The organism is Leptolyngbya sp. Heron Island J, from assembly GCF_000482245.1.
In the GTDB taxonomy this organism is placed as follows: Bacteria; Cyanobacteriota; Cyanobacteriia; order Phormidesmidales; family Phormidesmidaceae; genus Leptothoe.
This window is the reverse complement of record NZ_AWNH01000091.1, coordinates 1-11,511: the sequence shown is the minus strand read 5'-3', so window position 1 is coordinate 11,511 and position 11,511 is coordinate 1. Positions and strand designations below refer to the sequence as shown.

General features: G+C 47.1%; 14 protein-coding genes. 6 read left to right on the top strand and 8 right to left on the bottom strand.

The features are described from left to right. The 4 genes from N836_RS0139135 to N836_RS63985 form a co-directional block, all read right to left on the bottom strand. Window positions 1–244 (bottom strand): MATE family efflux transporter (locus N836_RS0139135; protein ID WP_031291915.1); only part of this gene is annotated, 244 nt, incomplete at its 3' end. Between the two features lie 269 nt (window positions 245–513). Then, on the bottom strand, window positions 514–1,011 hold the full coding sequence (locus N836_RS63990) for an orange carotenoid protein N-terminal domain-containing protein (protein ID WP_023075321.1): 498 nt from the start codon (window positions 1,009–1,011) through the stop codon (window positions 514–516). Window positions 1,012–1,271: 260 nt separating this feature from the next. Further along, window positions 1,272–1,436 carry a hypothetical protein gene (locus N836_RS76750; RefSeq protein ID WP_161635024.1) on the bottom strand — a complete coding sequence of 55 codons (165 nt, stop codon included), beginning with the start codon at window positions 1,434–1,436 and terminating at the stop codon, window positions 1,272–1,274. Between the two features lie 103 nt (window positions 1,437–1,539). Further along, window positions 1,540–2,115 (bottom strand): DUF1997 domain-containing protein, encoded by a 576-nt coding sequence (locus tag N836_RS63985; RefSeq protein ID WP_023075320.1) that lies wholly within the window; start codon window positions 2,113–2,115, stop codon window positions 1,540–1,542. Between the two features lie 565 nt (window positions 2,116–2,680). Here N836_RS63985 and N836_RS77210 point away from each other — a divergent pair. After that, complete coding sequence (locus N836_RS77210; RefSeq protein WP_235071153.1) at window positions 2,681–2,884, top strand: HEAT repeat domain-containing protein; 204 nt, start codon at window positions 2,681–2,683, stop codon at window positions 2,882–2,884. Window positions 2,885–3,427: 543 nt separating this feature from the next. On the opposite strand, the gene N836_RS63975 is transcribed toward N836_RS77210, so the two are convergent. The 4 genes from N836_RS63975 to N836_RS63960 all read right to left on the bottom strand — a co-directional run bounded on the left by N836_RS63975 (window position 3,428) and on the right by N836_RS63960 (window position 7,850). Next, window positions 3,428–5,326: an FAD-dependent oxidoreductase gene (locus N836_RS63975; protein ID WP_031293815.1), complete on the bottom strand. Its 1,899-nt coding sequence runs from the start codon at window positions 5,324–5,326 to the stop codon at window positions 3,428–3,430. Window positions 5,327–6,183: 857 nt separating this feature from the next. Then, on the bottom strand, window positions 6,184–6,243 hold the full coding sequence (locus N836_RS74885) for a hypothetical protein (RefSeq protein WP_235071154.1): 60 nt from the start codon (window positions 6,241–6,243) through the stop codon (window positions 6,184–6,186). An 80-nt stretch (window positions 6,244–6,323) separates the two neighbouring features. Beyond that, entirely contained in the window at window positions 6,324–7,193 is an 870-nt protein-coding gene (locus N836_RS63965; RefSeq protein WP_023075313.1) for an SDR family oxidoreductase, read from the bottom strand. A gap of 153 nt (window positions 7,194–7,346) precedes the next feature. Next, entirely contained in the window at window positions 7,347–7,850 is a 504-nt protein-coding gene (locus N836_RS63960; RefSeq protein ID WP_023075312.1) for an anthrone oxygenase family protein, read from the bottom strand. A 300-nt stretch (window positions 7,851–8,150) separates the two neighbouring features. Here N836_RS63960 and N836_RS74880 point away from each other — a divergent pair, with 300 nt between their 5' ends. The 5 genes from N836_RS74880 (at window position 8,151) to N836_RS63940 (ending at window position 11,503) form a co-directional block, all read left to right on the top strand. Beyond that, a complete protein-coding gene (locus N836_RS74880; RefSeq protein ID WP_268744329.1) occupies window positions 8,151–8,399 on the top strand; it encodes a helix-turn-helix domain-containing protein in 249 nt (82 codons plus the stop codon). A gap of 171 nt (window positions 8,400–8,570) precedes the next feature. After that, window positions 8,571–9,047: a DoxX family protein gene (locus tag N836_RS63955; protein ID WP_023075311.1), complete on the top strand. Its 477-nt coding sequence runs from the start codon at window positions 8,571–8,573 to the stop codon at window positions 9,045–9,047. Window positions 9,048–9,049: 2 nt separating this feature from the next. Further along, window positions 9,050–9,451, top strand: coding sequence for a hypothetical protein (locus tag N836_RS63950; protein ID WP_051394671.1), 402 nt, complete (start codon window positions 9,050–9,052; stop codon window positions 9,449–9,451). Between the two features lie 49 nt (window positions 9,452–9,500). Next, a complete protein-coding gene (locus tag N836_RS63945; RefSeq protein ID WP_023075309.1) occupies window positions 9,501–10,022 on the top strand; it encodes a hypothetical protein in 522 nt (173 codons plus the stop codon). Between the two features lie 92 nt (window positions 10,023–10,114). Next, a complete protein-coding gene (locus N836_RS63940) occupies window positions 10,115–11,503 on the top strand; it encodes an ISKra4 family transposase (RefSeq protein WP_023071473.1) in 1,389 nt (462 codons plus the stop codon). The last annotated feature ends 8 nt before the right edge of the window (window positions 11,504–11,511 follow it).

The following is an 11,511-nucleotide window of genomic DNA, read 5'->3' as shown; positions in this document are numbered from 1 at the left end:
CTTTACCGATTTCTCTAGCAATAACAGAGGCTGCACCTGTGCCTAAGCCCATGGCTACGCTTGCCAAAATGGACACTACTGGAAAAGTAAAACTGATAGCTGCTAGTTCATTCGTGCCTAACTGAGCAATAAAGTATGTGTCAGCCAGACTAAACGCCAATATTGCTAAGACACCCCAAACCATGGGAAGTGATAGCTTGAGGAGCTGATGAGAAACTCGACCTGTTGTGAGAGAAGACTGCATTACTAAGTTGGAGGGTTTGGCAGGCTGCGGCTTATCAAATTTCAGTGACAAGCTCAATAGGTGTTGCAGGCGATAAGAAATTATTGCGATCTTGGAGAAGAAATTCGCTATAGTCGGCTAAATCGTCTAAGCCTAAGCAAGTCAATGCTATTTCTGCACTTAACCAGAACAGAATTTTCAAAAGGAATTTAGGCCAATAAATTTGCATGGTCTGGTGTCGCTCGTGAGCATTAACTTGCTTGCTAGAAAATAAGCGCTTAAGCCGACTTTTAAGCTGTTAATGGGTTAATGCCCATCTTGCCAGCAATAAGGCGTAGGACTGCAATCTGTTGATTGAAACCCAGTACTATGAGCTTATTCAGGACTGCTGTTGCCGGTGCAGAGAGCTGATAGTCCTGCGGTACTGGAACAACATCTCCAGAGCGCATCCACTCGGCTAACTGATACCAAAATGCCAGTTTGTTGTTGCTAGTCAGGCATCCGTAATCTCGAGTCATGGCATTGTTAGTTCCTGCGACTAAATCGCGCATAAATTGCAGTTGCTCTTCATGAGATAGATTAGCCACTTGATAGATTAAATCTCCGGCTAATTTGATCCGATCTGTTGCGCCAGAAGCCGCAGGCGTCACTAAGCCTCCCATGTTTTCATACAGAACCCATAAGAGACCTAGTTGATCGTCAACAGGTAGCCTTTGGATGGAGTCTACCGCATCGGGAACAGTGGCGAAGATATTAAAATAAACGGGTTTGTCAGCGGCAATAGTCATAGGGTGGGTTCCTAAAATCTGAAGCGTCACATTAATGATTGTAACGTAATATAAATTTATGTTGCAATGTTTTAAGTCCGGTCTTGAGCCCTCAAACTTCGGTCTGAGGATGAATAAACTGCATAAATCCCACCTAGCCGTAGGATGCAGACTCTTTGACACTCGCTGGCTGCCTGAGATACAGGCTGTTCTACTTCATACCGTATCTGACTGCGAGATTCGGTCGGGAAAATAGAAGTATTTTCATCAGCCCACTCTCCCTAGCGATCTCCATGGATTGAGTAACTGCTGAGATAAATAACCTGTTTCACGCTAGATGTTTGTTTCAGCGCTTGAAGGAGATTTCTAGCCGTAGTGAGGTAGGTTTTTTCGTAGGTTGCCTCATCCGCCACTTGGAAAACCGTTGGCGCAACGCTGACTACCACAGTGTCCTAACCTTGCACTAGGGACTGAACAGCAATTGGAATGGGTGCAATCTTGTTAGCTGGTTCCTTTTGCTTCACTTTTTAGGAACCTAATGCTATCGACTTAGCTAGCAAGACTTCCTACTGAACTGGCTAGAGAGGTTTGACCAGCCTGGTTGGCTCCGACCCAGTGCCGATAATCTTGAATCAGTTGGCGTTCCAGCCGGGACTTTATGGTCAACAAAATGCCATTGAGAAATGCCTTGCCGGTTGTCTTTAAAATTTGTTCAGGAACCAGCTGAAGAGCAGGTGGTATTTCTAATTGCACCTTTAAGTCTGCTTTTCCGAGTAGCTCCGTGGTTCTTTCCTGGCGATGAGGTGCCAGAGTACCGGATAAATCTAGATTAAAAGACCGATTCAGGTGCTCTGCTCCTCGAATCTCACAATTTAGCGATCGCAACTGAAGTGCCCCATCAGAGTTTGTCCAGACTTGCAACTCGGCAACAGGCTCAAACCGTAACATCATGAATTGCAAGGGGCGAAGCCGCAAACGAAAGTGAGATGGGGCTAACTGTTGAATTCGATTGCAATCAGTAATCGCTTGAACCAGTCGCTGAGGCTGACACAGGTAATGCTCAATCGCAATTGCTTCGTTGGGCAAGTTTATATTGAGCGTTTGAGTTACGTGGAAATGTTGCATGGCAAGACTCTAAATCTATCAATATGCTCTTTGGGTACTCATCCAATCATTTTGGATTGAGGTAAATCTTTTCTGATATGAAGCGCGTTTATTAACACCTTTTCCTTACATTGAGCCTTTATGAGGCTTTTTCGGTGGATTCTTGTTTGGAAAACTGATTCAGCGCAATTCCAATTGACCAAAGGAATAGCAGAAAAATTACAAAGGTCATCAAAGGCATCGTGGCAGCCTCCATGCATTAAGTTTCGCGAATATTTACATTAAGTACTCTAATTAACTTGTCTTTGGAAGATAGAGGGTGGAAACCCGTACAAATAAGTATTTCTACTGGATATCTCAATACTTTAGTTATCTGGCTTCTATGATTACGGCTCTCCACGTGGGTCAGAATCTGAGTGATATTTATATTAGTTAACTAATGTTGCTTAGATCTATAACCTGGTTTCTAAAACGATTATGGATATCCAACAAATCGAATCATTTCTTGAGAGTTCTAACCCTCAAAACAGAATGAAGGCAATTGCCGAACTTCGGTATCATGAACCTCTATGGTCATGAACCCTCTATGGTAGTGCCGCTTCTCAAGCAAAACATATACGACAAAGAGCTCTTGATTCGCTACTTTGTTGCGATGGGGTTAGGGGCTAAGAGAAATGATGAGGGCTTTGAAGCACTACTCAATATCATCGGCCATGAAGATGCCCCTAATGTTGTTGCTGAGGCCGCTAATTCGTTAGCTAATATGGGTCTCAGGCCATCTCTCATCTGACTGTACTATTTGAACAAAATTCTCATTGGCTGATTCGACAGAGTATTTTTCCGGTATTGGACTATCCAAAAAGTTTTGAAGCCCTTGTAAGTTTATGTCGTTTGGGCTGTGAAGACGAAGATCTTCTGTACTGTTTTTGTACTATTTTCTGTGCTAATTCCACTGAAGCCTTTAATACCAATAGCTTCTGGCGTTTGATTTTTACCGAAAATCAAGCGAAAACAGCCCCCTGTATTTTGGATATGGCTAAAATATAGGGGGCCAAAAACCCTTGCAGGCAACATATTCATTGAAAAGCTGGTGATCCGACTCGAACGGACGACCGGCTGATTACAAAAGAAATGCTTAAGGACTAAGTTCATCTTCTGACAAGGATTTCACGGTAAGTGAAAAGTGCTGTGCTAATTTTTTGCAGCATTTTTGTACAAAATTTTGTCAAGAACTAGATGAGCTGATCGTTAATCAGCCGCTCTATCATCATAGCGAGTGAGTCTCAGATGTATGGAAGCGCTGCGAGGAGGACGAGTATGAAAGGATTGTCTACTATTGCCATGTTAATCGCAGATTCTGACTTAACATTTGTTCCTGCAGCTTGGTCATATGCCCTTGCTTAACAATATCAGCCGGCGTTAGTTCAGGACGTTTTGCCAGCCAAGCCGAGGTGGTTCCGGCTGCAGCACCCACGCCCCACTCACTCGTGTGAACTCGGGTAACCGCATTCACAATATGACTCACAGCAAGACTCTTACCACCTATCAGCAAATTATTAATTTCCTGGGGGATCATACTCTCCAGGGGAATCTGTACCGGACGTACAACAAATTCTGCAGCAGGAGCACTGACCGCTTCCCCAGTAGGAGCACCATTTCGATAGCGGCAACCATGGATATCGATATCATAGTGAGTCACTGCTACCGTCGTCGGTGTAAAATCACGACCACCGACTTGGTCATTTCTGAGGTCAGCTTCACGCATTAGAAAAGCCTCGTCACCGTAAGCAGCACGACCTAAAATACGTCGGCCTTCACGGATATACGGAACCAAACTCAACCCCGACTGAGTCCCCATATAAGCTTCATCACCCATTAAATAACTTAATGGAAATCCTTGCTGTGACTTGGTTTTAACTAGCCAGCGAGCAAATAATAAAGCGTGATCTTCACCATGGCGCAAAGCTATGGTCGAGATCCCTCCCAACCAATTTTGTTGCTGACCACTTCTTTTCACTTGCTCTGCCGTATAAATTAGAGGTGGATCCATCCAGGACCAATCATTTCCACGATTCCAATTTACCATCGTCATATCACCCCTAACAGGTACAGAGTAAAATGGATCGTTTCGAGTATTACTCACAATCCGACGATAGTTAAAAAAGCTACGACCTGCAAAAAAGGGAAATCCCTCCATTTCAAATATTTTTTCATGCTCATGAGGCGCATAGAATGGCGGATATTGTTGTAATGTTTGTTCTAAAGCCGCCAGGCCTTTACCTCCATCATCATGAATAGCCACTACAAAAGGGTACGTAAATGCCTGAGTACACTGTGGGTTATCTTTTTGGGCTCCGTTCACTTCTCCAGTGGTCGTTTTAGCTTCTGATCCCAATCGATGAGGCAGATTTGCCCAGCCCACAAATTCTCCTGTATCAGTAGCATCAATGACAATCATGCGCTTTCCCTTAGGAGGCTCTAATCGCAACGGTACTTTCTCAAATGTGTCATCTGCAGACCAAGCATACCAGCTGGCCAATTCTTGAGATAGTCGCCCCATGGGCATATAATTTGATTCTTTGGGAATACGCTGCACAGCATGAATGGCAACTATTTCCTGACCACTATCATCAAATGTTGCTCCCTTAAAAGCCGTTTGAGTTTGCCAACGGCTTTTAGGCGCTTTTGGTAACACATTTTCTAAATGTTGCTGGGCAGCATTAGCACCCGCTTTTGGTACAAAGCACAGCCTGCTTACCCAGCACGAATTCACATCATTGACAGTTACAGTGGCTCGCCCCGTCCATTCTGGCAAGGTCACTGTTTGCTGAGCAATTTTTTGCTTAAAGGTTCTCCAACTAGGTGAAAAGCTCTGATAGGCCCACATTGCTCTGGATTCATCAATTGCTGATACCCCTTGCGAGCTAATCTGCCCTCCTAGCCAGGGGGTCAGTTCAATAAGACAGGTAGTGGTCCCAGCCTGCATAGCATGGTATGCAGCTGCTACACCCCCAAGGGAGCCACCAATAACTACGACCTCACATTTCCAGATTTCCTGGGCTGTTGGCAACGGTATTAAATTCGGTCTCCCGTTAGGCAAAATCAATGGTGGTGGTGGCGGTAGCGGATTCGATAAAGCAGGGGCTATAACCTGAACTTGGGTTGAGCAAGAGCGACTTACAATCAATGCAGTTAAGAAACTTAAAGACTTACGTAGAGAACGTCGAACCATAGACCAATCATGATGTTTAGAGCGGGGTACGAGTGGTTAGCTCTAATCACTCGCCAACAACCATAAAGGAAATTGACACATTTAGCGAAACAAAATCATGGTTTAAATTAGCCGCACCATTTTCAGCCATGGCATTACCCTTTAAGTGCTTTCCAATACCTGAATTATCCTCACCTTCCAACTGCAAAAAATAAATATTGCGGCTATCCGTCTAAGGCGGGACAAATTATGTAAGATTCAACAGATTCTAGAAGAGAAGATTTTGGCGTATCAAACAGAACAACAAGAGAGATTGCATCAGGCATGCAAATCGCTATCTACCATCTGTGTAGGCGTTGATGAGACCTGGTTGGACCAAACCGTTTTGGTGATGATGGAGTTGAGTTCAAGCTATCTTCTCGTCGAGGACAAGGTGGAGGAGCATCGCTATACAACCTGGCAAACCTCCGTTGAAACGATGCTCCAAGACTGGAGTGGCCGTATTCACTACTGTGTCAATGACCGAGCCAAGGTCCTCATCAAGCTCGCTTTGAATGAGTTAGGGTGTCCCAGTATCGCCGATTTATTTCATGCCATGCGTAAATTAACTCGGGGATTAGCGTTGGAACTGGACCATCGCTCGATTCATCTGAAACGTCGTCTTCGAGATGGAAAAGGGCCGGAGACTCAAGACAATGCTGCCGGTCAGGCGATTCAAACAGAACTCGCTCGCGTTCAGCAAGCCCAAGCTAACTTTCGTGAACATCTCATGCACATTAATTTAGCTCTACATCCTTTCGACGTGGGTACCCACTCCGCTCAAACCACTCAACAGGTGAGCGAAAAACTGACGCAACAGGTCAGGGCGCTTAAACAGTTCAAATCAGTTCCTGCTTATTGCAGAAATAGTGGGTTACCACTCCCGTGGTACAACTCATCTCCTGGGCGATAGCTCGCATACTGGTACGGTTCAGGCCTTTCCAGACAATTATAGAGTCTGACTTACCACATAGAACTGTTACACCGCCTGTGCCAACTGCAACAACGATGCATAGTCGCGCGTGTACTGCGCAAATCGTCTTGGATCGTGTCCGGTCACCTGCTTTATGTCATTTGTGATGCGGCTTGCTTGGTCCTCACGATAGTAGCGTTCGAGGTCGAGCATCCGATCTGCGATCGCTTCTGGCATTCCTTCTGCCAGCATGCCGTGCTTCAAGTTCGACGGAGAAAGACTGATATGACTGATTGAACGCCCAAGCACCTTCGACAGTTCGTTCGCAAGTTCGTCATAGGTCAGTGCCTCGGGTCCAGTCAACGTATAAGCTTGTCCTGTATGGATAGGTTCGGTTAATGCTTTCACAGCCACCGCAGCGATGTCACGCACATCGACATGGGCGATCTTGGCTGCGCCGCTGGCACTGTAAAACGCGGCTTCAGTCTTGATTGTCTCGCTCATAAACGTTACGACATTCTGCATAAAGCTATTAGGGCGGAGAAACGTCCATGCCATGCCGCTCGATTCAATCGCTTTCTCGACGGGGCGATGAACCAGGGCAAGACTGAATGCCTCTTCTTCGGCTCCCATAACGGATTGTTTCACGATGTACTGTACGCCAACTGCTTTCGCCGCTTCGACGGCGTTGAGTTCGAGCTGCGTCTGGTTCAGGGCGTTTGGTCCGAGAAGAAACAACCTATCACATCCCTGAAACGCCGCACGAAGAGTCTCAGGACGGTTGTAGTCGATGATGACGGCCTCGATCCCTTTTGCCAGTGCAGCGTCCACCTTCTCTTTCGAGAAGTAGGCAACGCGAAACGGCACCTTTGCTAATTCCAGCTGTTTGACAACTTCGCTACCGACGGTTCCACCCGCTCCAGTAATACAAATCATCTGTCATGACCTCTCTTTGAAACTAAAGATTTTGAAACTAAAGATATGGACTGATGGCTGCGTGTAAACCTTGTCCACGTCCAGAACGGTCGTTTTACCGTAGAGGAAACTACAAGTTTCAACTTGGACGTGGTTTAGCAGCCTAGGTGCTCCTCAAAGTCTGAAGAGGAGAATCATAAACAAGACCGATGCCAAGCCAGCAAACGGTGTTCTGAATAAGTTCCAGCGATTCCAACCGGGTTCGAAATCTATTCGGGCTGCCTGCAGTGCTGCTTCATCCATGGCATCAACGTTCAGCGCTTGGAGTTTATTGTTCAGCGGGACATTAATCGTGAAAGTGGACAATTGGACACCCAGGATGTAAATGAGAGGAGCCGAGAGCAACAGCAGACGCTGAACGCCATCCAATTGTCTGAAGCCCAGCCCAGCTGACGTCACCGACGCCACTACGGACCCCATCCAGACGGCCACAAATAGCGGCTGGTTATTTTGGATGACACCGTCAATCACCTGAAACGCTCGGATAAATTCACGGTCATTCAACGTTTTGATGCCGGGCATCACGACTGTGGCAAAGGCAAACAAGAAGCCTGCTACGAGGGAACATAGCAAGGTTGCCAAAATCAGAGCAATTTGAAAAGTTGCGTCGGTTGACATGGGTCAAGTTCCTTGAAGTGAGAACATCCTTAGCCTAGGTCGAGTGTTCTGACCATGCTTGTCATTTCTTGCGGGGTTGTTACTTTCTTGCGGTGACTTGTGGGATCTGAATGTAACGCTTAGGATTTAGGGGTACTTCAATGTGCCTGAAAAAGTCCGAGTTGTTCATGTGAGCCGCCGTTAGGCTCTCGGCATTAGCAATCTGACTGCGACCTTGGGCCTATGGTGTAATAGTTGAGACTTTATCTGACACATCGTGAGCCCCAGTATTCATGGACAGTAGCGTCTCTGGCCAAAACAGTGAATATGGCTCGCTCGGCCTTCTCCGCACGATTCACGGAATTAGTGGGTCAACCGGCCATGGGCTACTTGACGCGGTGGCGAATGCAATTGGCTCACACTTTGCTCTGCGATACTTCGCTACCGATTGCCGCGATCGCAGATCGCGTCGGTTATGAATCAGAGGCGGCTTTCTCAAGAGCCTTCAAACGGTTGTACAGTGCCCCACCTGGAAGCATGCGCCGCACCGCCCGCGCCAACCAGGTCTGACATTCGTCAGGAACCGTAGGTCTTAGCCAACCAGGATCCTGAAAAGAAAAGAAAAAGCAATGTAACTCTAACCACGTTAATTTGAAGGCTAAATTTACGGAATATAGCTTTCTGAGGATTGCAAATATGGGTCATGCAGCGATCGCTCCATATGAATTGAAAGGAGACTGAATGGTTGTTTTGGTTGTGTTGCTTAGTGTTTTTGTTGTGACCTGGGGCATTCTGACAATTGCCCAGCGTCCTAATCGGATTTGCACCGCTGGCTGTATTGCCTTTGCCGCATTGTTTCTATTCACTGGGGTCAGTCATTTTAGCTTAGCAGACGGCATGGTAAAGATGCTGCCAGAATGGGTTCCAAGTCGTTATGCCATTATCTATATCACTGGGCTTATGGAAATTGTTCTGGGACTTGGCGTTTTGCGGCCATCAAGTCGGCGTATTAGTGGCCTGGTTACCCTTGCCTTTTTGATTTGTGTATTTCCTTCCAACATTTATGCAGCTCTAAATTCTGTTGACTTTGGTGGCAATGTCAACGGTCCTCGTTATTTGTTCTTTCGCATCCCACTGCAAATTTTCTTGCTGTTGTGGGTCTGGTTTATGGCAATACGCCGTCCTCAACACAGCATGGTTTCATCAAAGGAGAGCTGAAAATGATGAACCAAGAAGCATGTGATTTACCTCTGCAGCAACCCTGGACATCTGCTTATGCCAGGATGATGGCATTGGTGCTGTTATATGGAGCTACAGTTCATGTTGGCAACATGGCTGGGCTGACAGGGACTCCCTGGATGTCTACCCCGTTGTTATGGCGTGGTATGGATGTGACGCTGTTACTCTTTGATGTGACAGCTGCGATCGCTCTCTGGCGCAGACTAGCCTGGTCAGTCTGGTTTATGTTTGGCGGCATTGTTCTGCTACAATTTGTGCCGTATACGCTGTTGCGATCGCACTTTGTTCTAAAACCCGAAGATGCCCAAACCCTGAATGGTTTACTAGCAACTGAGGCACTTCTTCTAGGATTTTTTGCCCTTCTGCTATGGCTTAAGAAATAGAAAGAATCTTATGCGAACAGTGACTTGAAGATCTTGGTGAAGACTTGAAATGGCATCGTCAACAGTATCAAAGAAGATTTGCACCCTCGTTAAAATTGCTCAAGAGTTACGTCAGGGCAAGAGTTTCAACATCACTCGCCTAACGAGTATAAAAAGTCTTTGTGCCGATCTCAACGCGGCTGAGCAATTCTTTCTGTATCTCGCTAGATTGACTCATAAAAAGATGGAAGAGAAAGCAAAAACCTCTCATCTTGAAGTTAAAGATTGGCGTGATTACAAGACATTGGTGAATAAATCAGTTTGTCAAATAGAAGCTTATCTGGCCGAGCCAACAACGGAAAAAAAGCAGCGCCTGCGTGACCTTTTATCAAACGTCCAAAACGTCAATAATCAATATAAGAATCATGCCTGGGGACCTGTGCGAATTATTCAAAGTATGGATGTTCTCTTAATTGAAAAGGCGTTGTGTGGCATCTTGCGACCTTCTGAGTCGAGCCATTGGGGCTACCAGATCGCTAGGGACTATGCTGAGCGCTATCATCCAAGATATGGTAATGGTGGGCGCATCTGAAGGTTCGGGGAACCGGTAAACCCAATTTGCGAGAATAGAAGTAGAAAAAAGGCTGCCCGAACCTGGGCAAGCCCTCATAAAAACTCACTTCTATGTTAGCGTCTCCCTCAAAGGAGTGTCCTGACCCATTAGACTGGTCAGGTCTCTTCGACCGTCTTCAAAAGAGTCAAACCCTGGCCGCTATTGTCTTGTGTGCGTGGCACATCGGGCTATATGTTGCCCGTACCTTGGTAGAACAACAGCTGAACGACCGAGCTCAGGTCCCGACTGCGTGGGGAACCTGTTCTGTGTGTGGTCATCGCTTGCATAGTAAAGGCTTCGCCGCGCGTCAAATGTTAACGCTGGTTGGTCAAGTGCACTGGCGACGACGGGTGGGGCGATGCCCTCAAGGGTGCCGAGGCAGTCAATCGATTCCTTTCGATACGGCCTTGGGCATTGATGCGTATCAGCAAACATCCGTAGAGTTGGTGCGTCTGGGCTGCTTGCTAGCGGTCTTTGTTCCCTTTGAGTTAGCCACCTGGCTGTTATCCCAACTGAGTGGACTCCACGTCAGTGATGATAGTCTGTGGCAGTGGGTACAACACTATGGACAACAAGCCATGGGGCAGTGGACGCAGGAGGTTGAACGCTGGCAGCACGGTCACGCACCACCCCGTGAATCTTTGAGTGATGAGGTGGCGGCCATGCCGTTGTTAATTGCGGCAGATGGGGTCACTGTCCCCCTGCGACCACAGTCAGGAACACCCCGAGGAAAGACTCGCTGGCGTGAGGTCAAAGTCGCCCTGCTTGCTCGATTGAGTCATCGTCTCAATCGAAATGGTAAATCGGTCACTCGGTTGCAACAGCGGCGATTAGTAGCAGTGTTGGGAGATCTTGAGAGCCTCAAACCTCGCTTGCAATTAGAAGCTGTTCGACAAGGGATTGAAACTGCGCCTCACGTGGTTTGGTTGAGTGATGGGGCCAGGGGCTTTTGGCGATTGTTCGACACCTGCTTTGCTCACATGGCCACCGGCATTCTGGATTTTTATCATGCCGCTGCCCATCTCTGGCAAGCGGCTGAGGCTTATCATGATGGCAACCCAGCACGCACCCCACAGATGTGGTTCGAGCGACTGCGCCATCAGTTGCGCCATGGCTATGTACATCGCATTCTCGACGAGCTGCACTGGCTTATCCGCTCACCCAATACTGCCGCCTCAACAAAACCCATTCTGCAGAGAGTTCACAACTATTTCAAGACGCATCAAGCGCATGTTCAGTATCGTTTGTTTAAGCACCAGGGGCTACCGATAGGCTCTGGTATGGTTGAAAGTGCCTGTAAATGGCTGATTCAGCAACGGTTTAAAGGCGTGGGGATGCGCTGGAGTGAGCCGGGCCTCAATCATCTACTCGCGCTGAGAGTTGCTTGGGTCAATCAGCGATTTGACGCTCTCTTCGCTCAACACTCTTTGGCATTACCTTGCATCTCCCCGAACCGCTAGATGCGCCC